The organism is Roseovarius sp. B-10 (genome assembly GCF_056859295.1).
In genome coordinates this window covers 23,182-49,109 of sequence record NZ_JBSXOE010000015.1, presented here as the reverse complement: position 1 = coordinate 49,109, position 25,928 = coordinate 23,182, and the positions used below count along the sequence as shown (strand labels likewise).

23 protein-coding genes are annotated in these 25,928 nt (G+C 63.0%); 15 read left to right on the top strand and 8 right to left on the bottom strand.

What is annotated here, in order from left to right:
• Positions 1–34 precede the first annotated feature (34 nt).
• From AC13D8_RS01345 to AC13D8_RS01290, 12 genes are all read left to right on the top strand, one after another.
• Positions 35–400 carry a DUF5676 family membrane protein gene (locus AC13D8_RS01345; protein WP_107978352.1) on the top strand — a complete coding sequence of 122 codons (366 nt, stop codon included), beginning with the start codon at positions 35–37 and terminating at the stop codon, positions 398–400.
• The gene (locus AC13D8_RS01340) at positions 397–1,779 is read left to right on the top strand and encodes an MBL fold metallo-hydrolase (protein WP_107978353.1); all 1,383 of its coding nucleotides are present in this window, start codon (positions 397–399) and stop codon (positions 1,777–1,779) included. Before AC13D8_RS01345 ends, AC13D8_RS01340 begins: the two co-directional genes overlap by 4 nt.
• Positions 1,776–3,281, top strand: a complete 1,506-nt coding sequence (locus AC13D8_RS01335) for a thymidine phosphorylase family protein (protein ID WP_482967304.1) — start codon at positions 1,776–1,778, stop codon at positions 3,279–3,281. The genes AC13D8_RS01340 and AC13D8_RS01335 overlap by 4 nt, the downstream gene beginning before the upstream one ends.
• On the top strand, positions 3,281–4,168 hold the full coding sequence (locus AC13D8_RS01330) for a ribose-phosphate diphosphokinase (protein ID WP_482967303.1): 888 nt from the start codon (positions 3,281–3,283) through the stop codon (positions 4,166–4,168). The genes AC13D8_RS01335 and AC13D8_RS01330 overlap by 1 nt, the downstream gene beginning before the upstream one ends.
• Before the next feature lie 100 nt (positions 4,169–4,268).
• Entirely contained in the window at positions 4,269–6,746 is a 2,478-nt protein-coding gene (locus AC13D8_RS01325) for a phosphoketolase family protein (RefSeq protein WP_482967302.1), read from the top strand.
• A 111-nt stretch (positions 6,747–6,857) separates the two neighbouring features.
• Positions 6,858–7,133 carry a DUF2933 domain-containing protein gene (locus AC13D8_RS01320; protein WP_482967301.1) on the top strand — a complete coding sequence of 92 codons (276 nt, stop codon included), beginning with the start codon at positions 6,858–6,860 and terminating at the stop codon, positions 7,131–7,133.
• Positions 7,133–7,786, top strand: a complete 654-nt coding sequence (locus AC13D8_RS01315) for a methyltransferase family protein (protein ID WP_482967300.1) — start codon at positions 7,133–7,135, stop codon at positions 7,784–7,786. The genes AC13D8_RS01320 and AC13D8_RS01315 overlap by 1 nt, the downstream gene beginning before the upstream one ends.
• Before the next feature lie 37 nt (positions 7,787–7,823).
• The gene (locus tag AC13D8_RS01310) at positions 7,824–8,291 is read left to right on the top strand and encodes a c-type cytochrome (protein WP_482967299.1); all 468 of its coding nucleotides are present in this window, start codon (positions 7,824–7,826) and stop codon (positions 8,289–8,291) included.
• A gap of 23 nt (positions 8,292–8,314) precedes the next feature.
• Positions 8,315–9,283 carry a hypothetical protein gene (locus AC13D8_RS01305; RefSeq protein ID WP_482967298.1) on the top strand — a complete coding sequence of 323 codons (969 nt, stop codon included), beginning with the start codon at positions 8,315–8,317 and terminating at the stop codon, positions 9,281–9,283.
• Positions 9,280–11,349, top strand: a complete 2,070-nt coding sequence (locus tag AC13D8_RS01300; protein WP_482967297.1) for an AarF/UbiB family protein — start codon at positions 9,280–9,282, stop codon at positions 11,347–11,349. The genes AC13D8_RS01305 and AC13D8_RS01300 overlap by 4 nt, the downstream gene beginning before the upstream one ends.
• On the top strand, positions 11,333–12,658 hold the full coding sequence (locus AC13D8_RS01295) for an APC family permease (RefSeq protein WP_107978360.1): 1,326 nt from the start codon (positions 11,333–11,335) through the stop codon (positions 12,656–12,658). The genes AC13D8_RS01300 and AC13D8_RS01295 overlap by 17 nt, the downstream gene beginning before the upstream one ends.
• A gap of 208 nt (positions 12,659–12,866) precedes the next feature.
• Positions 12,867–13,532 (top strand): L,D-transpeptidase, encoded by a 666-nt coding sequence (locus AC13D8_RS01290; protein WP_482967311.1) that lies wholly within the window; start codon positions 12,867–12,869, stop codon positions 13,530–13,532.
• A 47-nt stretch (positions 13,533–13,579) separates the two neighbouring features.
• Here AC13D8_RS01290 and AC13D8_RS01285 read toward each other — a convergent pair whose 3' ends face one another.
• Entirely contained in the window at positions 13,580–13,852 is a 273-nt protein-coding gene (locus tag AC13D8_RS01285; protein ID WP_482967296.1) for a hypothetical protein, read from the bottom strand.
• Positions 13,853–14,043: 191 nt separating this feature from the next.
• On the opposite strand from AC13D8_RS01285, the gene AC13D8_RS01280 reads away from it, so the two are divergent.
• Both AC13D8_RS01280 and AC13D8_RS01275 read left to right on the top strand, forming a co-directional pair.
• The gene (locus AC13D8_RS01280; protein ID WP_482967295.1) at positions 14,044–16,392 is read left to right on the top strand and encodes a heavy metal translocating P-type ATPase; all 2,349 of its coding nucleotides are present in this window, start codon (positions 14,044–14,046) and stop codon (positions 16,390–16,392) included.
• 61 nt (positions 16,393–16,453) lie between these two features.
• On the top strand, positions 16,454–16,963 hold the full coding sequence (locus AC13D8_RS01275) for a L,D-transpeptidase family protein (RefSeq protein WP_482967294.1): 510 nt from the start codon (positions 16,454–16,456) through the stop codon (positions 16,961–16,963).
• A 3-nt stretch (positions 16,964–16,966) separates the two neighbouring features.
• Here AC13D8_RS01275 and phnE read toward each other — a convergent pair whose 3' ends face one another.
• Genes phnE through AC13D8_RS01255 form a run of 4 tightly spaced genes read right to left on the bottom strand, consistent with a single transcriptional unit; the run spans position 16,967 to position 21,244 of the window.
• On the bottom strand, positions 16,967–17,725 hold the full coding sequence (phnE, locus tag AC13D8_RS01270; RefSeq protein ID WP_092361394.1) for a phosphonate ABC transporter, permease protein PhnE: 759 nt from the start codon (positions 17,723–17,725) through the stop codon (positions 16,967–16,969).
• Positions 17,725–18,507, bottom strand: coding sequence for a phosphonate ABC transporter ATP-binding protein (locus tag AC13D8_RS01265; RefSeq protein ID WP_482967293.1), 783 nt, complete (start codon positions 18,505–18,507; stop codon positions 17,725–17,727). Before AC13D8_RS01265 ends, phnE begins: the two co-directional genes overlap by 1 nt.
• Positions 18,504–19,379 carry a phosphate/phosphite/phosphonate ABC transporter substrate-binding protein gene (locus AC13D8_RS01260; RefSeq protein ID WP_482967292.1) on the bottom strand — a complete coding sequence of 292 codons (876 nt, stop codon included), beginning with the start codon at positions 19,377–19,379 and terminating at the stop codon, positions 18,504–18,506. The genes AC13D8_RS01265 and AC13D8_RS01260 overlap by 4 nt, the downstream gene beginning before the upstream one ends.
• Positions 19,379–21,244, bottom strand: coding sequence for a cytochrome c peroxidase (locus tag AC13D8_RS01255; protein ID WP_482967291.1), 1,866 nt, complete (start codon positions 21,242–21,244; stop codon positions 19,379–19,381). The genes AC13D8_RS01260 and AC13D8_RS01255 overlap by 1 nt, the downstream gene beginning before the upstream one ends.
• A gap of 109 nt (positions 21,245–21,353) precedes the next feature.
• On the opposite strand from AC13D8_RS01255, the gene mntR reads away from it, so the two are divergent.
• Positions 21,354–21,827: a manganese-binding transcriptional regulator MntR gene (mntR, locus tag AC13D8_RS01250; RefSeq protein WP_482967290.1), complete on the top strand. Its 474-nt coding sequence runs from the start codon at positions 21,354–21,356 to the stop codon at positions 21,825–21,827.
• A gap of 21 nt (positions 21,828–21,848) precedes the next feature.
• On the opposite strand, the gene AC13D8_RS01245 is transcribed toward mntR, so the two are convergent.
• From AC13D8_RS01245 to AC13D8_RS01235, 3 genes are read right to left on the bottom strand one after another with little or no spacing between them, the layout of a single operon-like run.
• Complete coding sequence (locus AC13D8_RS01245) at positions 21,849–22,943, bottom strand: cytochrome c oxidase assembly protein (protein ID WP_482967289.1); 1,095 nt, start codon at positions 22,941–22,943, stop codon at positions 21,849–21,851.
• A gap of 38 nt (positions 22,944–22,981) precedes the next feature.
• Positions 22,982–23,974 (bottom strand): cytochrome c oxidase assembly protein, encoded by a 993-nt coding sequence (locus AC13D8_RS01240; RefSeq protein WP_482967288.1) that lies wholly within the window; start codon positions 23,972–23,974, stop codon positions 22,982–22,984.
• Complete coding sequence (locus AC13D8_RS01235; protein ID WP_482967287.1) at positions 23,971–25,908, bottom strand: penicillin acylase family protein; 1,938 nt, start codon at positions 25,906–25,908, stop codon at positions 23,971–23,973. The genes AC13D8_RS01240 and AC13D8_RS01235 overlap by 4 nt, the downstream gene beginning before the upstream one ends.
• Positions 25,909–25,928: the final 20 nt, after the last annotated feature.

Sequence of the window (25,928 nt, the reverse complement as noted above, 5' to 3'; positions counted from 1 at the left end):
TCCAGTTTGATCATCGACAAGAAAGGAACACGCCATGATGCCCATCCTCTATTTCACCGCCGTCGCTGCGATCCTTTTCGTGGCCTTGCGCATGACGTGCGGGGCTTGCGTCATGGGCGGGCCTGCCGGTGCAGGGCGTGTGCGTCTGCCGATTGTGCCACTGGGTTGGGCGCTGAGCCTGTTTTTGGCGCTGACATACGTGGTTTGTGTCGTGTTCGATCTCATCTTTCCCGGATACGCAATGTACGAGGTCTGGTCTGGCCTGCTGCCCGGTTTCGTCTGGCTGACCCCGGTGGGCTTCATCATCGGTCTGGTCGAGAGCTTTCTGTATGGTTGGTACGCCGCGCTGATCTTCGGGGGGCTTTTCAACGCCATCTCAAGCAGGGGAGCAGAGGCATGATCCCGACCGCACGTCCGAAACTGCGCTTTCTCGGTGCCGCCGGAACGGTGACCGGATCGCGCTATCTGATCGAAGCCATGGGGCGGCGCATCCTGGTCGATTGCGGCCTGTTCCAGGGGTTCAAGCAGCTGCGTGCGCGCAATCGCAAACCGTTCCCTGTGCGCGTCAACACCATCGACACCGTGCTGCTCACCCATGCCCATCTGGACCATTCGGGATATCTGCCCGCACTGATCCGGGCGGGGTTTCGCGGGCGGATTCTTTGCACCGAGGCAACGGCGGAGCTGTGCGGGCTCATTCTGCCGGACAGCGGGCATATCCAGCAAGAAGAGGCGCGCTATGCCGCCAGAAAGGGATATTCCAGGCACAAGAACCCACAACCACTCTACACGCTCAAGGATGCAAAGGCTGCGCTGGATCGCCTTGATCCGCACCCTTTCGATCAGAGGATCGAACTGGGCGACGGCATCGCGGCCAGCTTCATTCCGGCCGGACATCTTCTTGGGGCGGCCCAGATCCGACTTGAGGTCGGCGGCAGGGTTGTCCATTTCAGCGGCGATCTGGGCCACGATCCCGATCCGCTGATGCGACCGCCGAAACCATTCGGCGAGGCCGATGTGCTGGTCTGCGAATCCACCTATGGCAACCGGTCCCATCCCGATACGGACCCCGAGGCCGAGCTGGCCCCGGTCCTCAAACGCACCTTTGCCCGTGGCGGCACGGTGCTGATTCCGTCCTTTGCCGTCGGACGGGCGCAAGGCCTTATGCTGCATATCGCACGATTGATGGGACGGGGCGACATTCCTTACGTCCCGGTGTTCCTCAACAGCCCGATGGCGGTGGACGCGACCGAGATCTATCACCGCCACCACGACGAACATCACGTCAGCCGCGAAGATTGCGTCGCGATGTTCGAGATCGCCAAACGCGTGAACACGGTCGAGCAATCCAAGGAATTGAATACGCGGCAGGGTCCGATGATCATCGTATCCGCCAGCGGCATGCTGACCGGCGGGCGTATCCTGCACCATCTTGCAAGCTTTGGTGGTGATCGGCGGAACACGATCCTGCTGTCAGGTTTTCAGGCTGGGGGCACGCGTGGCGCGGCGCTGGCCGGGGGAGCGCGGAGTTTGCGCATGTTCGGACGAGAGTTCCCGATCGAGGCCGAAGTGGTTCAGCTCCAGTCCTTTTCCGGGCACGCCGACGCCGACGAGATCCTGCGCTGGATGTCCGCCGGTCCCGCCCCCGCGATGACTTATCTGACTCATGGGGAACCTTCGGCTGCCGACACCCTGCGATTCCGCGTCGAACATGAGCTTGAGCGACCCGTGCGCGTCCCGGAGCACCTCGAGTCCGTCTATCTGGACCGGCCGCGATGACCGATACGCTTTCTCTTATCCCATCCGGCATAGACACCTACCGACAACCGGTCGTCTACATGCATGAGGATTGCCATGTCTGCCGCTCCGAGGGGTTTGCGGCCCAGACTCGAATACGGATCGACCTTAAGGACCGGTGGATCATTGCCACCTTGAATGTGGTCGGTCGTGGGGCATGGCTTGCCGTGGACCAGGCGGCATTGTCAGTTTCCGCCTGGGCGGCCCTTGAAGCGCAGGCGGGGGACAGGGCCGCGTTCTCGCACCCTGAACCGCCCGCTTCCGCGTCGATGATCCGGGCGAAAGCCTATGGCGAAAGACTGGATCAGGCCGGTTTCGCAGGAATCGTCAGCGACACCCTCGACAATCGGCTTTCGGATCTCGAGCTTGCCGCATTCGTTACCGCCTGTGCGGGCGACAGGCTGGACGAGGTCGAGACCGTGGCGCTGACCCGCGCCATGAAGGATGCCGGGCAGACGCTCGACTGGGGGGACCGGGCCGTTCTCGACAAACACTGCGTCGGCGGATTGCCGGGCAACCGGACGACGCCGATCGTCGTCGCCATCGTCGCGGCGGCGGGGTATCTGATCCCCAAGACGTCGAGCCGTGCGATCACCTCGCCGGCGGGGACGGCCGACACGATGGAGGTCATGGCGCCAGTCGCCTTGGACGCCGCCGCGCTGCGCCGGGTGGTCGAAGCGGAAGGCGGCTGCATCGTCTGGGGCGGCGGGCTCGCGCTCAGCCCCGCCGATGATCACTTCATCCGTGTCGAACGCCCGCTCGATTTCGACTCCACCGGTCAGCTGGTGGCCAGCGTGCTGTCGAAAAAGGCGGCGGCCGGTGCCACGCACGTTCTGATCGACCTGCCGGTCGGACCCACGGCCAAGGTGCGGTCGGCCGGGGCCGCCGAAGCCCTCGGTGCCCGGCTGTCATCGGTGAGCGAGGCGTTGGGTCTGAACCTGGCGCTGCACATCAGCGACGGTGTGGCCCCCGTGGGACGGGGCATCGGCCCAACGCTGGAAGCCATGGACGTGCTGGCGGTTCTGCGGCGCACGCCGGACGCGCCTGTGGATCTGCGCGAACGGTCGCTGGACCTGGCCGGGCATCTTCTGGACCTCGCGCCGGACGCCGCGGCGGGGCAGGGACGGGACCGTGCGCAGGCGCTCCTCGACAGTGGCGCGGCGGAAGCGAAGTTCATGGCAATCTGCGCGGCACAGGGCGGTTTCCGCGAACCCGGAAGCGCGGAACAGCGCATCGACATACGCGCCCCTCATGCGGGCCAGCTGACCGCCATCGACAACCGACGCATCGCGCGCATCGCCAAGCTGGCCGGTGCCCCGCGTCAGAAGAGCGCCGGCATTCGCCTGCTGGCGCGAATCGGTGATCGTGTGGACAAGGGCCAGCCGCTCTATGAACTCCATGCCGAGACACCGGGCGAACTGGCCTATGCCCTCGCCTATGCCGAGTCCCAAACCGGCGTGCTCACGCTGTCCGAGGAGGTGTGATGATCCTTGTTACATTTCCCGAGATGAGACCGCTGGCCGAAGATCTGGCCCCCGCGATCGGGGCGGAACTGCGCGAGCTCGACTGGCACCGTTTCCCCGATGGCGAAAGCCTGATCTCGCTGCCCGGCAATCTGGACGGGGCCGACGTGGCGCTGCTGGCGACATTGCGCGATCCCGACCGCCTTGCCCTGCCTTTGCGCTTCGCCGCGGCGACGGCCCGCGAGATGGGCGCACGCCGCGTCGGATTGATCGCCCCCTATCTCGGCTACATGCGGCAGGACCGCCGTTTCGAAGCCGGGCAGGCGGTCAGCGCGCCGCTGTTCGCGCAATTCCTGGGGGAGAGTTTCGACTGGATGGTGACGGTCGATCCGCATCTGCACCGCATCGCGCGGCTGGACGATGTCTTCCCGATTCCGGCGATGCGCGCCGTCTCGGCCCCGCTTCTTGCAAGCTGGATCGAGACGAACCTACCCGACGCCGTTCTCCTTGGTCCCGATAGCGAGAGCCAGCAATGGGTGGCCGAGGTGGCCCGGTTGGCCGGACGGCCCTACGAGGTCTTGCGCAAGGTGAGGTCCGGCGACCGCAGGGTCGATGTCAGCGTGCCCGAAAGCACGGCGCTGCAGTCAGGCACACCGGTGATCCTTGACGATATCGCATCCTCCGGGACCACGATGGCGCGCGCCGTCGAAAGGTTGCTTGCCTCCGGAACCGCCGCGCCCGTCTGCCTGGCCATCCACGCGGTCTTCGCGGACGGCGCGCAGGACGCCATCCTGTCGGCCGGTGCGGCAAGGGTTATTACCACCGACACCATACCCCATCCATCGAATGCGATTGGAGTTGCCGGTCTGTTGGCGGAGGCGACACTTTCGGTCGCAGCAGAATCCTGATGACGCAGGTTCGGACCAGACCGGATGGGGGAAAGGATCGGCCGGCTTTCGTCCTGAAGGCAGACCGGATTGAGTTCCCGGAAAGCGGAGGAAATGAAGGATGACTTTAAACGACTCGACATTAACGGCCCCGTCCAGCCCCGAGCAGCTTCGGACAAGGGATCGGGCGACCCTCTATCGCGCGAATGAACCGGCTTTTGCCGATTGGGCAACTGGCTCGGACGTGCTTGCGCGTGACGACCGGACACAGGTTCTCGTTCACGACATGGTCGATGTTTTGCATCGGCGCGGACAGATCAAGGACAAGATTGAAGCCTATCGTCTCCTTGGTGCAGCGGATCGGATCGCGCAAGCCGCGATGTGGCTGGTCGTGCACATGACCTATGCGCGCACCGTGCGGATCGACGGCATGCCGCTTGAGGCCGAGGACTTCAAGACCAGCCCCGACGGCCATACCGGTGGTTCGCTCAACATGGTTCCGGCATATGTCGGTTATCTGCTTGCAAACGCGCTTGGCGGTGTGACACGGTCATGGCTGATGGGGCAGGGGCATTGCGTCTCCGCTATCGATGCAGTCAACCTCATCGTCGACAATATGTCATCCGAGCAGACGGAACGATACAGCTTTTCCGATCCGGGGCTGACCCGTTTTGTCCGGGATTTCTATTCCTACGAAATCGCGGCCGACGGTCGGCCCGTTTCACCGCTTGGCAGCCATGTGAATGCACATACCGCCGGCGGGCTGATCGAGGGCGGTTATCTCGGCTTTGCCGGGCTCCTTTACGAACACATGCCGCGCCCTGGCGAGCGACTGGTTGCATTTCTGAGTGACGGTGCTTTCGAAGAGCAGCGTGGCAGCGACTGGGCCCCGCGCTGGTGGCGCGCCGAGGACACCGGGCCGGTCGCCCCGATCATGATCGCAAACGGCCGCCGGATCGACCAACGCACGACCATGTCGCAATCCGGAGGCGTCGACTGGTTTCGCCGGCATCTCAGGCTGAACGGTTTCGATCCGATCGATCTCGACGGCCGCGATCCGGCTGCCTTTGCCTGGGCGATCTTCGAGATCGAGGAACGCCTGGCTGCCGCGGCGAAAGCCCAGCAGAGCGAGGGGGCGGCACCGGTCCGTCTGCAATATGGCATCGCCGAAACAGTCAAGGGGTTCGGCTTTCCCGGGGCCGGCACGAACCACGCACACAACCTGCCGCTCGACGGCAACCCGCGAACAGACGCGACCGCGCGCCGGATGTTCAACGACGGTGCCACGAGGCTCTGGGTCGCGCCGGAGGATTTGTCGGCGGCAGTCCTTGCGCTCAACAACCATCAAAGCTCCGACCGCCCCAAGGAACGCGCCCATTCCCTGATCTCGCGCCCAGCGGTGTCAGCCATTCTGCCAGAGCCGCCCTGGCGCGGATCGCAGGGCGGGACGTGGGCATCGCCAATGGAAGGTCTCGATCAGTATTTCGAGGCGCTCGTTCTGGCCAATCCCGACCTGCGGGCGCGTGTCGGCAACCCCGATGAAATGCGCAGCAACCGGATGAACGCGACGCTCGATCTGCTGAAGCATCGTGTGACCGCCCCCGAACCGGGGATGCCCGAATCCGAAGCGGGCGGTGTGATTACCGCGTTGAACGAAGAAGCAGTCGTCTGTTCGGTGCTGGGCAACAAGGGCGGTCTCAACCTGGCGGTCACCTACGAAGCATTTGCCACCAAGATGCTCGGTGCCTTGCGTCAGGATCTGATCTTCACACGACAGTTGATCGCGGCGGGACGTGAGCCGTATTGGCTTGGCCTGCCGGTCGTCCTGACCTCCCACACATGGGAGAACGGCAAGAACGAGCTGTCGCACCAGGACACGACCGCCGCCGAAACCATGTGGGCGGAGATGTCCGATCTCTCTCGCGTCGTGTTTCCCGTCGACTGGAACAGTGCCATCGCTTGCCTGCGGGACGCCGTTCGTTCACATGGAGCGGTCTGGACGATAGTCGTTCCCAAACACGACGTTCCGCTGGCGCTGACGTCCGAGCAGGCGGACAGGGCGCTCTCCGACGGTGCCATTTGCCTGCGCGAAGACGGAGAAGATGCGTCGGAGGTCATCCTTGTCGCCATTGGCGCCTATCAACTGGTCGAAGTTCTAAAAGCGTCGGATCGCCTCATGGAAAAGAGCGTGCGGCATCGCGTCATTCTGCTTGTCGAACCGGGACGGTTCCGGACCCCTCGCGACGCGCAGGAAGCAACGGTATCCGCCTCGGAGAAAATTGTCCGAAACCTGTTTCCAGAGGCGAGCAAGGCGCGGGTCTTCGTTTCTCATACACGGCCAGAACCGCTCTGCGGTCTTATCCGCCGCCTCGATACCGGATCGACGACGTCTCGGTTCCTCGGGTTTTGCGGGCGCGGTGGAACACTTGATACCAACGGAATGCTGTTCGCCAACCGATCGACCTGGGCGCATGTTCTCGCAGCTGCCGCAGAAGTCACGGGCCGGCAGCCTTTGGACTTTCTGACAACACGCGAACTTGATGTGGTACAGGGAAAGCGCGCGCCGGCGGGGATTATTTTCGATTGGAATGCTCCATGAGGTCAAGTGTAAGAACCCTATCGCCCGCTTTTGGAGATCGCTCGGAAGCCTTCACAAGGGGATAGGATTTTCAAGGCCCTTGCAGGTCGAAACCCAGAACGGAGATATGTCATGACAGAACATAGCGAACACCACGTGAACCGTGACGAGCCGACCAGGCCGCCCTCATTCTGGCGATCACGCGCCGGCATCTATCTGATTGTCGCTCTAGCCGGGGGCGGCCTTCTTCTGGGTTATGAACACCGGGTGCACCTTCTGGGCAGTGGATTTCTGATCTGGCTGCCCTTGCTGCTCTGCGTCGGCATGCACTTCTTCATGCATGGCGGTCATGGAGGCCACGGCGGGCACGGCGGGCACGGCGGGCACGGCAAGGGAGACGAAAAGTAATGACCGATGCAGGTGCTTCCTATGGACTTTGGCTGCTGGTATTTATCAATTCGGCGGTATTCATCATTTTTGCCTTCAGTTTCTTCAAGCCGCAGACAAAACGCGACTGGCGCAGTTTCGGAGCGTTCAGCGCCTTCGTCGTAGCGCTTTTCACCGAGATGTACGGGTTTCCGTTGACGATCTTCGTCCTGTCCGGCTGGCTGCAATCCACCTGGCCGGATATCGACTGGCTTGCCCACGATAGCGGACATCTGCCCGAAATGATGTTCGGATGGCAGTCAAACCCGCATTTCGGCCCCTTCCATATCCTGAGTTTCGCGCTGATCGGAGGCGGCTTCTGGCTAATATCCGTGGCCTGGCACCATCTATGGACGGCGCAAAGGCAGGGGCGGCTGGCCACGACAGGCCCCTATGCCCGGATTCGCCACCCCCAATACGTGGGATTCGTTCTCATCATGCTGGGCTTTCTGGTGCAGTGGCCAACCATCCTGACGCTCGCGATGTTCCCGGTTCTGGTCTGGATGTACGCCCGCCTTGCGCGTGCCGAAGAAGCCGACAGCCGCGAACGGTTCGGCGAAAGCTGGGACAGATATGCAAGCCGCGTTCCCGCTTTCGTTCCCATCCAACGTCCGCCCGTGGGTGCCAGCCGATGAAGCGAGGCGAGACATTCATAGAAAGGAGCCCGAAAGAATGCACAGGATGACTGCGACGCGGTCCGCAGTTGCGGTGCTCGTTATCGGCGGACTCGCGACGAGTCTCTACGCCCAGTCCGACGAAGGACGCGACCGGCCACGGGTTAGCACGCAGATGCACGGGGCCGACGCAGGACGCCCGGCACCTGACCCCGAGACCGTCAAGGTGCCGGACACCCTGAGTGCGCCCGGCTATTTCGGCCAGGTTGCATTCGAACGCTCCTGTGCGTCTTGCCACGGCATCAACGCAGCCGGCGGGACCGGTAATGGCCCGCCGTTGGTCCATCCAATCTACGAACCCGGTCATCACGGCGATACGGCCTTCCTTAGGGCCGCCATGACCGGCGTGCAGGCGCACCACTGGGGTTTCGGTGACATGCCGCCCGTCGAAGGGATGACGGATGAAACGGTCGCCTTGATCGTCACCTACATCCGCGAGCTGCAACGCGCCAACGGAATCCAGTGATGGCGCGGCGAGTTGATCTGGCAATGGATACCCTGGCGATGATCGTACTGATCGGCGGCACGGGCGATGTCGACAATCGATTGGTATCTCTGTTGCTGGATCACACGGCGGCCAGCGTTCTGGTTGTCTCGCGCCGGGGCAGGGCGTCGGACGATCGGGTGAAGACACTTCGTCTGAACATCGCGGCCACCGATGCTGCCGCAAGAATTCCGCTTGGCGCGACAGTGGTCAACCTGACTGAGGCCACTCCACCGTCGGTCGCGGCCGATGTCGTTCGCGCAGGCGGAAATTTCCTCGAAACCTCTGCCTCTCCGGACTATGTGGAGTTGATCATACAGGAGGTGTCGGCGAACGGCGGCGCGGGTACCGGCGTCGTCTGCGTCGGTGCCGCGCCGGAATGGTCAATCGGCGCCCTGGGCGACAAGTACCGGGTTTCCGGTGTCACAAGCCCAACGGTGCGCCCCGGAGATCTGCGCCGCCGCTTTACCTTCGAGCGGGGCGGGAGGTCGCGCAAGGCGCTCGGTGTCGGCTTCGCGCAGCAGGGTGTCGTGGGTCAATCTGGGAGGCACTCGCATGTCCGGGTCCGTACCTTTCTGGCGCTCCATCCGCCCTACGCGACGCATTTGACCGGCCTGCTCCTGCGCCTTGGCCTCGGGCCCGCCTTGGCGCGGCACAAGCGTGGACTGACGCGCATCTTGATGCGGCTGCCACCGCCAGGGCGCGTCGGCACCCGGATCGCGGTCGAAGCGCAGGGGCCGGACGGCGGCATTCTGGCCGCCCGGCATGTCGCGGCCGGCGTTCAGGCAGAGATCACGGCCGCGATGATCCTGGCGGCGATTCGTGCCGTCAACGCAGGCGAGAAACCATTGCGCGGCTCCACGACCATCGTCGACCACTTGACGCTGACCGAGGCATTCGACGCCTTGCACCAATTCCTTCCCGAAATGCCGATCGAGGCGTGGTCCGGCGGAGCCGCGGAAGATCGGGCATGAGGCCGGCCCGCAACCTGCTCCGGCTTGTCCGGATTCTCACCACCCTGTGGCCGGACATCCTTGCGCTTCGGCGCCACGACCCTGATAGCGGCGACATGCGCGCATCCGACCGCTTTGCACAAGACCTGATGACGCTCGGGCCGGTCTTCGTGAAACTCGGGCAGATCCTGAGCACCCGCCCCGACATCCTGCCCGAAAGCTACATCGCGCGGCTGGCGGAGCTGCAGGAGCGCGCGCCCGCGATGGATTTCGCGACGATCCGAAGCGTGATCGAGGCCGAACTTGGTACGTCGCTGGAGACGGCCTTTGACAGTTTCGACTCCGCGCCCGTCGCTGCCGCGTCGCTTGCACAGGTTCACAAGGCGAGACTGAAAGACGGCACGACCGTTGCCGTCAAGGTGCAGCGCCCGGGGCTGGAGGCGCTGTTCCGCCGCGACCTCGATGCACTGGAGTTCGGGCTTCGGCTCCTGCGTGTGCTGGCGCCGCGACGGCTTCGCCGTACAAACCTGCCGGCGTTTCTCTCAGAATTCCGGCGTTATTCGACGGGGGAACTGGATTTTCAGGCCGAAGCCCGCGTCATGGATCGGTTCCGAGAAAATCTCGCCGGACAGGATGGCGTGCGTATCCCAGGGACCTATCCCGACCACACTTCGGCCCGCGTGCTGACGATGGACTGGGTCGAGGGTATGCGCCTGCCCGAGGCGGCGGCCACCCTCTCCAAGAAGACCAGAACCGCACTGGTCGACCGGCTGGTGTCCATGCTGCTCCGAATGTTTGTCTCGGACGGCCTGTTTCACGCCGACCTCCATCCCGGCAACATCGTCTTTCACACCGATGGCACTTTCACGCTGCTCGACTTCGGCATGTTTGGCGAACTGAACGCGGTCGAACGCGACCGCTTCGTGCTCTATTGGATGGCCGTGGCGCAGCGACAGACCCGGCGCGCATACCACCATTTCAGCCAGCAGACCAAGCCGCTGCCAAGGGCGGATCACGCGCGCTTCCGGCAGGCCTTCAACGACCTCGCCGCCCGGTTCTATGGCGCACCCTCGCGCGAAGCCAGCCTTGCGCGGACATACCTCGCGATGATGCGTGCGGGCTATCACGCCGGGTTCGTCTTTCCTGCTTCACTCATGCTTCACGCCAAGGCGCTCACGACGGCCGAGGCGCTTCTGTTCGAACTGGCACCCGACGCTCGCTTCGACGAAATCTCGCGGCCCTTCATTGCGCGGGAGGTGGCCGCAAGGCTTGCAGCAAGCGATCCGCTAGGGCGCATCTCCCAGGTTCTTCCCGAACTTCTGCTGACCGGCGCCATGCCGCCCGCCGAAGCGATTGACGAGAGCTGGGACCGCTCAGCGATCCACGGCATGTGGGAAAGCGTGATGGGCGCCTTCGGGCCGGCGGACAGGGGCCTTGGAAGGGCCGGGCTTATGGCGCTGTTTCACCATTTCGCGCAGCGCCACCTGGGGCGGGAGACGGAGCGAGTGCTTGCCGAGACCTGGGCGACATACGATGTTCTGGAGACGGATCTTCCGCTTCAGCCGAACACCGGCGCAATCCTGACCACGCATCTTGCGGCGCTGACCCTGGCACTGCACCGGACCCTTGTCTCGCAAGGTCGGTCGCCCGCGCAAAGCCACGCGCTAATCCATGCGATCGGCTGGGATATCTACCGGCGAATGGCCGATCCCCCCTGGGAACTGGCTCGCACGATCACCGCAGATCCGGTAAAACGGCTGCGGATCGCGACCGACATGTTCCGCCGCTTCCCATTCGGGCCACCAGGTTATGGCTGGCGGGATGTCGAAGCGGGTGAGGATGTCGTCGCGTTCGACTGCACGAAGTGCCCAGTGGCCGAGTTCTTCGCCCATCACGACGACGCGGAACTTTGCACCGCCACGTGGTGCGCGCTCGATTTCCCGGTAGCCGAGAAGTGGGGCCGAAGGCTCGTACGGCCCAAGACCATTGCCGGCCGCCATGATCATTGTGACTTTCGCTGGCAATCTGGACCCGTTCTGGACGGTGCGAAAACAACCAAGGCAGGACGGAATGCAGAACGAAAATAGAAGCGACACCTACCGCGAAGGCTCGATTACCCTTGGAGGGGCTGTCGCAATGGGAACCGGCGTGATGATCGGGGCCGGCATATTCGCGCTGACCGGGCAGATCGCACAGCTGGCCGGACCACTTTTCCCGCTGGCCTTCATCGCGGGCGCAATCGTCACCGGTTTCAGCGCCTACAGCTACATCCGGATGTCCAACAAGTGGCCCTCCTCCGGCGGAATCGCGATGATCCTGCAGAAATGCTATGGTCCCGGGGCTGTTGCGGCCGGGGCCGCGCTGTTGATGGCACTCAGCATGGTGATCGCTGAGAGTCTCGTCGCCCGTACCTTCGCCACCTATGTCCTGCGACCCTTCGATATCGATGGTGGGCCACTGGTGCCAATCCTCGCCGTGGGTGTCATCGTATTCGCCTACGTCGTGAACATCGCGGGCAATCGGTCGGTCGGGCTGTTTTCGCTGGTCATGGCGGCGATCAAGATCGGCGGCATCGGGCTGTTCGGCATTGCCGCGATCTGGTCCAGCGGCTTTCGGTTCGCGGCCGCATCCGACCCGGCGCAAGCCTATGGTGTGACCGGGTTCATCGCCTCGATGGCCTTCGCGATCCTGGCCTTCAAGGGCTTCACCACGATCACCAACAGCGGGTCCGAGATTACCGAGCCGAACCGCAACGTGGGTCGGGCGATAATGCTTTCGATCGGGATTTGCGTGGCCGTCTACCTGCTGGTGGCATTCGGCGTCGGATCGAGTCTGACCATCGACGAGATCGTCGCGGCGCGCGACTATTCGCTGGCCGAGGCGGCAGAGCCCGCACTGGGTCAGACAGGCTTCCTTCTGACCGTCATACTTGCAGCGGTCGCCACCGCGTCCGGTGTGCTGGCCAGCGTGTTCGCGGTGTCGCGGATGCTGGCGATGCTGACCGACATGAAGATGATCCCGCACAGCCATTTCGGAATGTCCGGACCGATCCAGCGGCACACCCTGGTCTATACCGTTGTCATCGCTTCGACGCTCGCGGTGTTCTTCGATCTGGGCCGGATCGCCTCGCTCGGCGCCTTCTTCTATCTCGTCATGGATATGGTGGTGCACTGGGGCGTCTTCCGCTACCGGCGTGAAGAAATCGGAGCGTCCGGCCTCGTGCTGCTGACCGCCCTGACGCTCGACGCGGTGGTGCTGGTGGCTTTCACGGCGATGAAGCTCCAGAGCGACCCGGTCATCGTGCTCTACGCAGTTTCCGGAATTGTGGCGGTCTTTATCCTCGAGCGGTTGTACTTGTCCCGATGGCTCGCGCCGCAGGCCGCTCATGAGCATTGAACGTGTCGTGAATGCCTCCAAACGCCAGTGACAGATCCTGGTAACAAAGATTTTTCTTGAGCCTCCAGCAGCTGTAGGGGTTATGACGACCGACAAGGAGCGGCACCTGGGCACGTACAAGTTCTGTCCGCAAGCTTTCCTGGACGAACGTCAATGCGTTCAGGGCAGGGTTCGGGCCGCTGTGAAATTTGTGAAGGGATCAGAAAAGATGCTGACAAGACGCCATTTCATCCAAACGACCACCGCGCTGTTTTCGGCGTCGATATCCAGCCCGCTCCTTGCAGACACGTGGCCTACCGATGCGCAAAGGGCAGCTTGGGACGCACAGGTTACACCTTCCGGCTACGACCCCGCCACATCAAACCCTTGGGGCCTGCACTCTCGCTTTCTGCCAAAGCGGGTCGCCGCGAAGGACGGGCTTGTCCCCGGTGACATCCATGTCGATGCCATTGCGCGCTATCTCTATCACATCGAAGAGGGCGGCACGGCAATGCGCTATGGCGTGGCGATCGCCCGCGGCAAACTGTACGAACCGGGCACGTATACGATCAAGCGCAAAGTCGAATGGCCGCATTGGAAACCGACGCAGAACATGATCAAACGCGATCCCGAACTCTACGCCGATTCCGCCGACGGTGTGGAACCCGGACCTGCGAACGCGCTCGGATCGCGCGCCCTCTATCTCTTTGTCGGGAACCGCGACACTTATCTACGCATTCACGGCACGCCTCAACCGAGAAGCATCGGCGGCCGAGCGAGTTCCGGCTGCGTCCGAATGGTCATGGCGCACATCAACGATCTTTATCCCAACGTCCAGATCGGGTCGACGGCTTTCCTGTACTCCGCCGAGGACAGCGTGACCCCGAGAAGCTGACCGGCGCGTCACGTGCCTCGCGCCGGCCCGACGCATCCATGGGCGGATCAGGACTGGCGCGCGATGCAGATGGGGTTGCCGCCTGCCGAGCGCAGCGGAACCAAGGTGTTTTCCACCGGGCCGCTGTGCTGATACCAATAGCAGCCGTCCTCCTCAACAAGCCGGGCCGTGGTGAGATCCTGGCCAGGTGCGGCAAGGGCGGTGACGGCCTCGGGAACATTTCCCACCTTGGTCCGAGCGCCGCCGCCGTCCAGCGTTGACCCCGCGCAGCCAGCAAGCGCCAGTACTGCCGCGATGATCGGCACGTTTCGTTTCTGCATGTCTACCTCACTCATTCTGATCGCGCCGTCCCGGCATGGGTTCCTTCAGCCGCGTCGTTTAAAGGGGGCGGCGAAATTCAAGTCACCGCATGGCACTTTACTTGCTGGACGAAAATCCATTTGGGCCCTTGAAGCTCTAGTTACTGTAGGGGCTATGTCAATGTGGAATCAATGAATCCCGAGGTCAATCCATGTCTTCCGACGGCAACCGCAACGATCACAGCCACCCAAGTGATCAAGAGCAATCTCACGCAACAGGCAAATCCTGTTGCGATGCCAGCAAACACGTCGCGTCCACGGCGCCGTCCGGCGGAAGGAGTTTTCAGGTCTCCGGACTCGACTGTGCCGAGGAGGTGGCGATCCTGAACCGGGTCGTCGGGCCGAAAGTGGGCGGTACCGAACACCTGGCGTTCGACGTCATCAACGGGCGAATGACCATCCTCGACAGCGCCAAGAGGATACCGGACGAAGACGTCACGGAGTTGGTCGCAACCACCGGCATGAGCGCGAAGCCATGGGATGCCGACAACGCAGCAGAGGACCAGGCGGCGCATCTGACACGTCAGAAGCGCTTTACCTCGTTGAGCGGCGGATTCTGGGCGGCAGGGTTTCTCTATCACATCGTCGAGACCGGCATGGGCGGCGCGCTCGGGCTTTTCGCGGGGCATGGCGAAGTGCCGATGCCCATGGCGGAAGCAGGGCTCTTCGCCGTCGCGATCCTCTTCGGCGTCTGGCTTGTTGCGCCCAAGGCCTGGTCCTCTGCTCGGCGGTTTTCTCCTGACATGAACCTTTTGATGGTGGTCGCCGTCGCGGGCGCCATCGGACTCGGCGAATTCTTCGAGGCCGCTACGGTCGCGTTTTTCTTCTCTCTCTCCCTTTACCTCGAAAGCTGGAGCGTCGGGCGCGCGCGCAATGCCGTTTCGGCGCTTCTCGATCTTGCACCGGCCACGGCGCGACTGATCCGGCCGGATGGCACAGAGGCGGACGTTCCGGCGGCAGAGGTTGCCGTGGACGACCGCTTTATCGTGCGCGGCGGCGACCGTATTCCCCTCGACGGCGAGGTCGTGGAGGGCGCTGGGGCGGTCGATCAGGCCCCGATCACCGGCGAAAGCGCTCTGGTGCCCAAGGAGCCGGGCGATGAAGTCTATGCCGGTACGATCAATGGCGAAGGCACATTGACGATCCGCGCGACCAAACCCGCCTCGGACACAGTGCTGGCCAAGATCATCCGTATGGTCGGCGATGCCCATGCCCGCCGCGCGCCGGTCGAGCAATGGGTCGCCAAGTTCGCGCGCATCTACACGCCCATCGTGATGGCTTTGGCGATCGCCATCGCGCTGGTGCCGCCGCTGCTGCTGGGCGGCGCCTGGGACTACTGGGTCTACAATGCTCTGGTCCTTCTGGTCATCGCATGTCCTTGCGCGCTAGTCATTTCTACGCCGGTCTCCATCGTGGCGGCGCTGACCGCGTCGGCACGGGCGGGGGTGCTCATCAAGGGCGGCGCCTATGTCGAGGCGCCGGGGCGGACCACGGCACTGGCGATGGACAAGACCGGGACGATCACCATGGGCGAGCCTGAGGTGGCGGCAGTTCACCCGCTTGGCCGTGCCTCCGAACGCAATCTCATGACACTGGCGGCAAGCCTGGAGGCGCGGTCTTCGCACCCGCTGGCACGCGCCATCCTCTCGCGCGCCGAAGCCGATGGTGTTTCCGTATCCGCCGCCGAAGGCACACGCACCGTGCCCGGGCGCGGTCTGGAAGGACGCGCCGACAGGCGGGCTATCTGGCTCGGCTCGGACCGGTTCGCCGAAGAGAAGGGGTTCGGCAATGCCATTCCGGCGGATCTGCGGGATCGGATCGAAGGGGCAGGGAGCACCCTCGTTGCCGTGGGTGACGAGACCGGCGTGACCGGCGTACTGGAGCTTCGCGACCGCATCCGCCCCGATGCAAAGGGGATCGTTGCGCGCCTGCATGCGCAGGGTGTGAAGACCATCGTGATGTTGACGGGCGACAACGAACGCACCGCGCGCGCGGTGGCAGCCGAAGTCGGCATCGACGAGGTGCGCGCCGAACTTTTGCCCGAGGACAAGGTGACGGCCATCGAGGAACTGGTCGAAAGCCACGACATGGTGGCGATGATCGGCGACGGCGTGAACGATGCGCCGGCCATGGCGCGGGCGCATTATGCCATCGCAATGGGGGCTGTCGGATCGGACGCGGCCATCGAGACGGCCGATATCGCGCTGATGACGGACGATATCGGCAAGGTGCCCTGGCTCATCGGCCATTCGCGCCGGGCCATGACGATCATCCACCAGAATATCGGCATATCGCTGGCGACCAAGGCGCTGTTCGTCGGGCTGACCGCGTTCGGCATGGCCTCGATGTGGGGCGCCATTGCTGCGGATGTGGGCGTGTCTCTGCTGGTGGTCGCCAACGCACTTCGGCTCCTGAACGGCCATCAGGTTGAGGCCGGGCCTTCAGGCGGAGAACCGGTGGGCGAGCAGATGGCGAAGGGAGCACTGGCGCATGGTCATTGATTCGGCGCGCACGGTCGAGTAACGTCTTAACCAGACCTCGCAAAAGGGGCTTCGAGCAGCGATGAATACCAGATTTCCACGACGGGTCTTTCTGTTGGGCGGATTGGCCGCCTTCCTTTCCGCCTGTGCCAGCAAGTTCCGGTCGTATAACGGACCCGAAGTGACCCGGCTGCGCGTCTACAAGGCACAGCGCCTGCTGGTCCTGGACGGGGCGGAAGATATTCTGCGGACCTATCCCATCGGATTGGGCTTCGCGCCCGAAGGCCACAAGCAGTTCGAGGGGGACGGCCGCACGCCGGAGGGCTCCTACGCGATTGACCGGCGCAACCCCAACAGCCTCTTTCACCTTTCCATCGGCATTTCCTATCCGAATGAGGCAGACATCGCCTTCGCGGCGGCGCAAGGAAAATCGCCGGGTGGCGACATCTTCATCCATGGCGGACCGCGCAATGGGATCGACCCGATGAACAAGCGCGACTGGACCGCAGGCTGCATCTCCGTCTCAGACCAACAGATCGAGGAAATCTACGCCATGGTCAGGGACGGGACACCGATCGACATCTATGCCTGAGGATCAGGCAAATCGACGGCGCAGCGCAACGTTGATGGCTTCGATGGCGATGACCATGACGACGACGGCAATCGTGACGCTGGCCGCCTTGTCATACTGGAAAGAGCGCACGTAGGTCTGGATGTAAAAGCCGATCCCGCCCGCGCCGACAATCCCGAGGATCAGCGACTCGCGCAGGTTCAACTCGAACCGGAAGATCGTGTCGCGGGCGACGACCGGCGCCATCTGCGGCCAGATCGCGTGCCTGAGCCGCACGAGCGGCCCGGCGCCCGCGCTTTCCAGCGCGGCGATCGGCGCGCGGGACACGCCGTCGATCGCCTCGGCATAGAACTTGGCAAGCATCCCCGTCGCATGAAAGGCGATCGCGATGATGCCGGGCAACGGACCGAGGCCGACAGCGCCCACCATGAGCATGGCCACGAGGATCAGCGGAATTGCTCTGATGAAGGCCAGCAGCGTTCGGATCGGCCGGAACACCGCAGGCGATACCATCGTCTCGGAGGCGAGAATGCCGAGGGGAACGGACAGGATCACCGCGCCGAGAGAGCCAAGAATCGCGATCCTCAGCGTTTCCGCGCTGCCCTTCCTGATCTCGGCCATCACCGACGGGTCCGGCGGGAACATACGGCCGAGGAAATCGGCGATCCGCGGGCCGGCCGACATGAGACGCGACAACTCGACCTCGGTCGTTGCGAAGGACCACAGGATCGCACCGGCGATCAGGGCGCTGGTCGCGAAGCCGCCGAACCCGCGCAACCGCATCAGGACACCGCCCTGAGGCCGAGACCGGGCATTGGCTCCGCATCGCGATAGAGCTCCGCTGTCGCGTCCTCGCTCAACTCGGAGGTCGGCACATCGAAGACGATCCGCCCGCCACGAATGCCGATGATGCGCTGCGCGAAACGCCGCGCCAGGTCGGGTTGGTGCGACGAAAACAGCGCCGTCGCCCCGCGCGCACGTGCCGCTCCGGTCAGCAGCGACAGGATCTCGCCGGCGCGGGTGGGGTCGAGATTGCTGACCGGCTCGTCGGCGAGGATCAGACGCGGTTCCTGCGCCAGACACCGCGCAATGGCCACACGCTGCCGCTGACCGCCGCTGAGGCTGTCGACCCTGCGTTCGGCAAGATCGGCGATGCCGCAATCCGCGAGCGCTGTGCATGCAATTTCCAGATCGTGGGGGGTCGACAATCCAAACAAGGCCCGCAGCGGCGACATGCGCCCCAGGCGGCCATTCAGGACGTTACGCAGAACCGTGGAGCGTTCGACCAACGCAAACTCCTGAAATACGAAACCGGTATCCGGACGGCGCGCGCTCGGCGGCGGGCGGGCGGGATCGAGCGGCGCACCCAGAACCGATACCCGTCCGCTCCAGCCTTGGAGCCTGCCGTCGAGCAGTGCCAGCAGGGTCGTCTTGCCCGCCCCGGACGGGCCGAGCAAAGCGACGCTCTCGCCCGCCGAAACCCGAAACGAGAGCCGCTCCAGCGCCGGGAGGTCCGTGCCCGTATGGGCAAAACTCAGGTCGTCTATTTCGATAGCTGTGCTCATCGCAACAGCCCGTATTGCCGTGCCATATCGCGTACGCCGTCATAGGCGGCGCCGTCGGCTCTGACGTACCCATCCGGTCCATAAAGATAGCGCAGCTTGTTGCGGTGCTCCGGCTCGTTGAGCCGCAGCATTGCGTCGACAAAACGGTCCCGCAGAGCGGCATCGAGCCCCGGGCGAGCGATCACCAAATGGCTCGGGATCGGTGCGCTTTCCGCGATCCAGGTTACCTCCGCCTGTTGCTGCGGTGTCAGAAGCAGGTCGGCATACTGGCTGGCGCCTGCGGCATCGACCAGGCCTTCGGCCATCGCCTGCATCGCCTGCTGGTAGCCGCCCGCGAAGAAGATGCGGCCGAAGAATGCCTCTGCCTGTCCGGGGCCTTCGACCAGCCCGGCCTCCACGAATTCGGCGAGCGGGTAGAGATAGCCCGATTCCGAGATCGGATCCGCGAATGCGATGTCGCGTCCGCGCAGGTCTGCGAGCGCGTCGATGCCGCTGTCGCGCCGAACGAAAATGCGGCCCGTATAACTCGGCGCGTCGCGGTAGACCTCGGACAGAAGTGGCACGGCACCGATCTCGGCCTCGGCCAGAACGAAGGGCAGGGCGCCCATGAAGGAGATATCCGCGTCGCCGTTGCGCAGCGCCTCGACCGCCGCTGCATGGTCGATGGTAACGAACCCTTCGACAGGGACGCCGATCTCACTGGCCAGCCAGCCGGTGATGGCCTCGATATCGCCAAGCAGCTTCTCCGGGTTCTCCTGCGGGATGAAGGCAAGCCGCAACGCAGTGTCCTGCGCGGCGAGAGGTGTCGCCAACGACACTACGCCCGCACCGGCCAGTGCCAACATCGTTCTGCGGTTCAGATGGATTGCCATCAGAATGCCCTCTCTTCGATTGCGTCGGCTTCGGACTTGAACGCGGTCCAGCTTGTTTCGGCGGCCACCCAGTCATCAGCACGAACGGCGTCACCAACCTCGGCCAGACGTTCGGCCAACATGTAGACTTCAGGCCGCGCGGCAAGGTTCGACATGGTGCTGGCGTCGGCCGCGAGGTCCGCGGCGACAGTGTCGGTCAGAAGCAGGATGTGCTTCGCGTCCCGCCGGGGCAGCAGCGTGTCGAGCGTCGAGGCGAAGGTCGTGAGTTCCGAGAACGCCAGCCGGAAGGCGGTGTTCTCGGTGTCGAAGGCCTCATAGGGCTCGTCCGCCGCGCCCACGGCCTGCAGATAGGCCGTCAGGTCGGCCCGTTCCGCCCCGGTCAGCCCCAGCGATTTCGTCTCGTCGAACCAGTCGACGACAGCGGCCAGGGTCGGCAGCGACCCGTCGTGGAAATAGGGCGCGGTATAGGCCGTGCCCAGCAGGGTGGGGGTATCCATCGCCCCCGCGCGGGCGCCCTCATAGGCCGGCGCGACCGAACCGATGTCATGCGCCCGGCGGTCAAGGAAGTTGGCGTCGGGGATGTGGCAACTGGCGCAAGAGCGGTCGCCGAGCCCCGCGAAGGGGGTGTTGAAGATCGCTTCGCCGCGTTTCGCAGCCTCGGGCGCGGCCTCGGTCAGTTGACCATCCGGTGTCAGCATGGAGTTGGGCAGGAAGTCGAATTCGAGCATGTAGGCGACGAGAGCGTCCATCATGAAGGGCGTCGGTTCATCCCCGCCGAACTCGTTGACGATCACGTTGCGGGTGAAATTGCGCAGGGAGGCGAAACGACCATCGCGGCCGTAGGGCCCGGTGAAGCGCAGACCGCGTAGGCTCGGAATGTCGAGCGGGTCGTCACGCCGGTCATTGAAGATCGGGTTGAAAAAGGCTCCGTCGACGTCGATCGCCCCCGGCTGGTGACTGGCGCCGGGGATGAAGAGCCGCTGGTTGACGTCCGAGCGGTTGTGACAGGTCGAGCAAGCGAGCCCGAGATCCCGCGCCGGGCTTCCAAAGATTTGCGCGCTGTCGAACAGCATGTCACCGTAGGCAACAAGCGGAAGATCGGTCTCGTCGATGCCCTGTTCCTCGAAATTGAGAACCAGCAGCGGCAGCGGATCCTGGTCGAAGATGTCAGAGCCGGGCGGCAGGCTGGGCGGCACCTCGATGGCGCGGCCGCTTGCCGCGGCGGAGTCCGGCAAGGAGCTTAGCGTCTGACGCGGCGCAAAATCGTCAACGAGGTAATTCTTTGCGAGATAGCCGGAGATGACCGCGCGCGCGGCTTCCAGGGTGTCGCGATCGGCGGGCGTGGCGCCGGCGCCAAGAACGCCGGCAGAGCCGGTGCTGCTGTTAAGCTCCAGCCAGGCGAGGCCGAGGCGCCTTGCAGCGTCGGGATCGGCGGCGGCGATGCCGTCCTCGAACGCGCGATAGAGGCCCCGCGCGGTTCGCACGGCCTGTTGTACAATCGCCGGAGTTTCTGCCGCGACGGCCCGGTCAAGTTCCTCTTCGATCCGGCGCGCGATCAGCCGCGTTGCCTCGGCGAAGACCATCTGCCGGTCCTCGCCCGCGATGGCATCCAGAAGAGGGTCAGTATCGACGCCGCTTTCGCCCTCCAGCCACGCCAGCGCACCGGTCGAGAATTCCGAACCCCGGTAAGGTTCGGACCAGGCGGCCTCGACGTCGCCCCAAGGCAGTGGCGCGAGGTTTCCGAGAAAGAGCGTCAACCGGTAAGCCGCCGCCTCGGGAAGCCAGGGCGCCTCCTTGGCGGGCGTCGCCGAGACAGGCCCGGACAGCACGAACGCAGCAGCGAATGTGGCGAGTAACACCCCCATGAAATCTCGAATCACCACGGCCTCCAGGGTAAAAAGTTAGACATGGCTAATTTAACTACCCGAAGCAAAGACGTTGTCAATCCCGCTGTTTCGCTGCAAAGTACCAAGTATGACAAAGCTGCAATCACATGGGCGTGAGCCATTCGAGGCTGTCGACAGGGCTCCCGAGGCGCAGGCCGAAGGCTTTGCGACCGTGCGTCAGGCACATGAAAGCGAGATGGCGGAGGATTACGTCGAGTTGATCGCAGAGCTGATCGAGACGCGCGGAGAGGCCAGACCGGTCGAGATTGCAGAGCGACTTGGCGTGAAACCGCCGACCGTGACCAAGAACATCTCGCGGCTCAAGGCCGCTGGCCTGGTTCGGCGGGAACGCTACCGCGCGGTATTCCTGACCGATGCAGGGCAGGAGTTGGCGGAAGCCTGTCGAAGACGTCACAGGATCGTGGTAGCGTTTCTCCTGAGCCTCGGAATCGACGAGGAGACCGCGGAACGCGATGCGGAGGGGATTGAGCATCACGTGAGCAATACAACACTGAAGGCATTCGAACGAGCGCTGAAGCATTCCCGGAGCCACAAGCAGTGACGCTCCGGGCTCTGACGACAATCAGGAAATCACGACCACGAGAGAGGCAACACCTACGACCAACGCAATTATTGTCGGCACGACCATCGCTAGGAAAAGGCCCATGCGCCGATTTCGAACGCTGACGCCCGAAGCCGATCGTGCCCTGGACTCGTCTCCCGAGGTCTCCTGTAGAACTCCACTTCGGTCAAGGCCACGACTAATGTGCTTCTCTTCAATACGGTTCCAGTCATAGACGACTATCAGCAAGGCGATGATCGTCATCATGCTTCCGGGAACCCAAAGGACGATGCCGCCCCCGGTCTCGTCCGCGAGCGGAGCAATGCCGAAAAGCCGTCCTTCGATATCGTAGGCCGCGTAAAGAACGCTGGTCTTGAAGGTCGTGAGAGCGCCGAGAAGTATGTTGGAGATTATCGTCACGAAAAGGATAACTATGCGGAGGAAGTGAGATGGCTCGTCCGGTCGGTCACGTTCGGTGAATATGACCGCGAAGAAGAGAAGCCCGGCGGCCAGCATCGTTAGATGCATTGCCCAGTGAATGACGTCGTTGACGATAGCGGCATTATGGGTGGACGGCACCTGCCAGACATACAGCGATAACACAAACAGGACGGTGGCAATCCACGGGCGCCGCAGGTTGCGATATGTACGACCGACGAAACCGCTCGACGCCATCGGCGACAGAATACCTGTCCGAAGAGCCCTTGGAAGGCCGGCCGTCACGATTGCTGCGGGACGCGATAGCATCATCAACATAGGACTTACCATCCGCAGAAGAAGATGCTGAACCTGATGCGCGACGAACAACCGCTCGCCCATCGGGTCAATGGGGGACTGAAGCGAAAGGAATATCGCGCCGAGGCCTGTTGCGAAGGCGATGTGGCGCGCGGTGGATATGGACCTGCGCGCCGTTGACCGCCGGATCGCACCGCGGAGATAGATCGCACCTAGCAACACCAGTGGACCGCTGACCGCGAGCGTCGGGGCCCAGGCCGTCCAGACCTCACTGGACCCGAGATCGCGTCCTCCGTGTGCCCAGGCGGCCCCAGGCAGTGCAACCGCGAGCCACCCGGTCACGAAAGCCTTCATGGCAGGAATTTCAACATTTTGGTTCATGCTTCGGGCTCCGGTATGGGTGGGACTTGGCCGACGGTTCAAAGCGCATAGACAATCGTCACGAGCGTGATCATGACGACCGAGAACATGGCGAAAGCGCCCAAGGCGAGTGTCCGGCCCATTTCACGATTTGGCTTTGCCACCTTCAGACGCAACTCTTCGGCGGTTTCCGGAAACTCCAGCGCCGCTGCGTTCAAGCCGCGCATCAATTCGTAGCGTGAATTCCAGCGACGCACCTCGGCCGCGTTCCACCCGTTCATGACCAGAATGATCGCGGCGATCATCAGCATCGAGGACGGGACCCAGATCGTGTAGCCACCCATGGTTTCGTCGGACAGTGGATCGATCAACCCGGTTCCCGCCGTTTGGTAGGAGGCATAGAGGCTCACCTCTTTGAGTGTCGTTAAGGAACCCAGAAAAATGTTTGAAACGATCACCGCAAAACCGGAGATCAGCCTTGCGCCGCGCCTCGCGCCCTCAGGGGGATCTCTCGGGTCGAAGAGCATGCCAAAATACCAGATCCCTGCAAGCACCATCGCAAAATGGGCGAACACCTCGATCGCCGCGATGCGCTGCGCAAGTCCGTAAAGCACTGGAATCTGCCAGATAAAGAGCGACGTGATGAGCGCAGCAGTGGCGGTTATCGGGTGTGCCAAGAACCGCAAAGTAATAGATTTTCCAAGAGCGCCGAGGTATCGACGCCACCGTCTGTTCAAACCGGCTTGCAATAATCGCCACGGCTGAGAGACCGCGATGAGTAGTGGTCCTGCAAGGCGGAGGAGAAGGTGCTCAACTTGGTGCACCGAAAAGAGGCTGTGCCCCAACGAAGCCAGAGGCGCATTCGTGGCCGCGAGAATGCAGGTCAAGCCAGCGAAGAACAGGGCTTGCCGCCACATAGACACCGTCCCGCGAATGCGAGCGGATCGCACGAGGCCGCGCATGTAGACCCATGCGGCCAAGCTGACGGAAACAAGGAACACTGGCGAAATCGCATATCCAAACGGGTCGAAAAGGAGGAAGTAAGTGATCATCGGCTCCTGTCATTTTGTATTGTTGGCCCATCGACGGACACTGGTGAAAGTCGAGATGTTCCCACTGCGCCACCTTGGGCCAAGGACAGATCAGTGGACATCGGAAGGTATTTGCCCTGCATCCACATGAGAAAAAGGTTTTCATAGAAACGTGAGAGCGGGTGGCCGGACTGACCGGCGGGCGCGATGAAATAGGATCCGGCTTCTTCCGAAAACGACATGACCGCCTGAAAATTGGTGCCCGCGCTGGTCGCGAACGGGCGGTCATTGTCAGAAGCGAACAGCGTTGCAATCAGTGTGTCTGGATCGCCCGAAGATGGGGCTTTGAGAGACAGCAGATCGCTGATGACCCCGCTCGATCGGATTGGTGCCCACCCCATATTTAAAGCGTGTGCTTCGCCCCAGACCCAAGCGGACGGATCGGGTCCGTAGCGGTCGACAAGCCAGCCGATGGCATCATCCAGGGCCGCACGAACCTGATCCTGGCAGGTCTCGATGCGGGTGGACGGGCGGATGTCGCACCAGATTGCGCTCCCTCCGCGATCTGAAAGCACCGCAAATAAGACATCGGCATTTGGCCTGGCCCAGACCTTCGTCGCGGATGGAAATTCATCCTGAAGTATCCGTTTTTGCAACGAGCGCGCCCAGGCCCAGAACACGAGCGGCTCCGGTGAAAAGCGATCCATGTCGCCATTCCATTGGGCAAGTTGATCCAGAATATCGCCGCGAAGCTCATCTGCGCGGTTCTCTTCGAAAGCGCCTGTGGAACCCACGAACCAAAGCTCTTTTGCCATTATAGGAAGAAGCACCCGCGCGGCAGCGCTGACCGTGTCGCGCTGCACCGCAATCGCGCCCTCGACCGAGGATATCGGCTGCCGCTCATCAAGAGCAGCCAGACGGGCGTCTCGAAACGATAAAGGAGTTTCGACCTCCCTGTCAGGCCAGCGAGCAAGGGTTTCTCGGTCGATCGCAAGAATCTCCAATCCCGCTGGTGCCAGGTTCATGCATGCGTCCATAGCATCGTTCACATCGGCGGACCGCGCCAGACGGTCAAGCATCATCAGAAAATTGCTGGCCTGCGCGGCCGTGGGATTCTCTGGCTCTTTAACGGCTTTCTGGGACACAGATCGGAACGCCCAAGCGACGCGTTCGCTGCGACCGACGACAATGAAGGGCACACCCGGCATTGTAGCCCCAATCGCGGCTCCGGTCGGGAGTTGAATATCCGCCAGGTACCATTCAGAAGGCAGCGATAAGGGGCCACGTATATCGGCGGCGAGAATTGGTGCTCCGGTAGCTGTTCTGTCTCCAGGCAACGCCCAAGCATCGAGGCTGACCTCGGGCGAGGTCACAAACAGCTCGGGCAAAAGAGGTCGATCCGACGGGATCGGTAGATCTGACAAGCCGGACACGTCACTCTGCCGTCTCTCGGGTTGAAGATCGTTCAGAAACGCTTGGGCAAGTCTGAGACTATCGACGGGTGTCCAGGCTGCGATCATTCTCTGATCCGCGATCAACAAATCGGGTGAGCCTCTGCCGCGCCCGCCTTCGGACACCAGACCAAGCCACGCGTTGACACCTGCAGCATATGCGTCGAGCGCTTGGGCTGTCGAAGGCTCAACTTCGATCGTCTGGTCAAGTGGCAACAAGGCTTGCGCTGCCCGCCTTGCCCTCAATAACTGGCCAAGCCTGTCCTGAGCGTGAACGAAACCAAGCGCAAAATAGGCGTCCGCAGCGGAGTCTGCAGAAATGTGCGGTATGGCCGCAGCATCTCGCAGAATATCGACTGGGCCTTCGATACCCGCAACTCTGAAGTCCTCGTCATAGTCGGGGACGGAGGCGCGCAAAAGAAAGTAGACGACACCGGATATGGCCAGTCCGGATGCAAAAACCGCCAGGAGCAAATACAGTAATATGTTGAACAGTCGTCTCAATTCGTTGCCGGTGCCAAAGT

What these genes read in the sequence shown, in the direction of transcription:
- AC13D8_RS01345 (WP_107978352.1), top strand. Translation starts at nt 35, where the DNA reads ATGATGCCCATCCTCTATTTCACCGCCGTCGCTGCGATCCTTTTCGTG.
- AC13D8_RS01280 (WP_482967295.1), top strand. Translation starts at nt 14,044, where the DNA reads ATGTCTTCCGACGGCAACCGCAACGATCACAGCCACCCAAGTGATCAA.
- AC13D8_RS01245 (WP_482967289.1), bottom strand. Translation starts at nt 22,943, where the DNA reads ATGAACCAAAATGTTGAAATTCCTGCCATGAAGGCTTTCGTGACCGGG.
- AC13D8_RS01335 (WP_482967304.1), top strand. Translation starts at nt 1,776, where the DNA reads ATGACCGATACGCTTTCTCTTATCCCATCCGGCATAGACACCTACCGA.
- AC13D8_RS01275 (WP_482967294.1), top strand. Translation starts at nt 16,454, where the DNA reads ATGAATACCAGATTTCCACGACGGGTCTTTCTGTTGGGCGGATTGGCC.
- AC13D8_RS01295 (WP_107978360.1), top strand. Translation starts at nt 11,333, where the DNA reads ATGCAGAACGAAAATAGAAGCGACACCTACCGCGAAGGCTCGATTACC.
- AC13D8_RS01330 (WP_482967303.1), top strand. Translation starts at nt 3,281, where the DNA reads ATGATCCTTGTTACATTTCCCGAGATGAGACCGCTGGCCGAAGATCTG.
- AC13D8_RS01260 (WP_482967292.1), bottom strand. Translation starts at nt 19,379, where the DNA reads ATGGCAATCCATCTGAACCGCAGAACGATGTTGGCACTGGCCGGTGCG.
- AC13D8_RS01290 (WP_482967311.1), top strand. Translation starts at nt 12,867, where the DNA reads ATGCTGACAAGACGCCATTTCATCCAAACGACCACCGCGCTGTTTTCG.
- AC13D8_RS01265 (WP_482967293.1), bottom strand. Translation starts at nt 18,507, where the DNA reads ATGAGCACAGCTATCGAAATAGACGACCTGAGTTTTGCCCATACGGGC.
- AC13D8_RS01285 (WP_482967296.1), bottom strand. Translation starts at nt 13,852, where the DNA reads ATGCAGAAACGAAACGTGCCGATCATCGCGGCAGTACTGGCGCTTGCT.
- AC13D8_RS01240 (WP_482967288.1), bottom strand. Translation starts at nt 23,974, where the DNA reads ATGATCACTTACTTCCTCCTTTTCGACCCGTTTGGATATGCGATTTCG.
- AC13D8_RS01320 (WP_482967301.1), top strand. Translation starts at nt 6,858, where the DNA reads ATGACAGAACATAGCGAACACCACGTGAACCGTGACGAGCCGACCAGG.
- AC13D8_RS01255 (WP_482967291.1), bottom strand. Translation starts at nt 21,244, where the DNA reads ATGGGGGTGTTACTCGCCACATTCGCTGCTGCGTTCGTGCTGTCCGGG.
- AC13D8_RS01340 (WP_107978353.1), top strand. Translation starts at nt 397, where the DNA reads ATGATCCCGACCGCACGTCCGAAACTGCGCTTTCTCGGTGCCGCCGGA.
- AC13D8_RS01305 (WP_482967298.1), top strand. Translation starts at nt 8,315, where the DNA reads ATGGATACCCTGGCGATGATCGTACTGATCGGCGGCACGGGCGATGTC.
- AC13D8_RS01300 (WP_482967297.1), top strand. Translation starts at nt 9,280, where the DNA reads ATGAGGCCGGCCCGCAACCTGCTCCGGCTTGTCCGGATTCTCACCACC.
- AC13D8_RS01325 (WP_482967302.1), top strand. Translation starts at nt 4,269, where the DNA reads ATGACTTTAAACGACTCGACATTAACGGCCCCGTCCAGCCCCGAGCAG.
- phnE (WP_092361394.1), bottom strand. Translation starts at nt 17,725, where the DNA reads ATGCGGTTGCGCGGGTTCGGCGGCTTCGCGACCAGCGCCCTGATCGCC.
- mntR (WP_482967290.1), top strand. Translation starts at nt 21,354, where the DNA reads ATGACAAAGCTGCAATCACATGGGCGTGAGCCATTCGAGGCTGTCGAC.
- AC13D8_RS01315 (WP_482967300.1), top strand. Translation starts at nt 7,133, where the DNA reads ATGACCGATGCAGGTGCTTCCTATGGACTTTGGCTGCTGGTATTTATC.
- AC13D8_RS01310 (WP_482967299.1), top strand. Translation starts at nt 7,824, where the DNA reads ATGCACAGGATGACTGCGACGCGGTCCGCAGTTGCGGTGCTCGTTATC.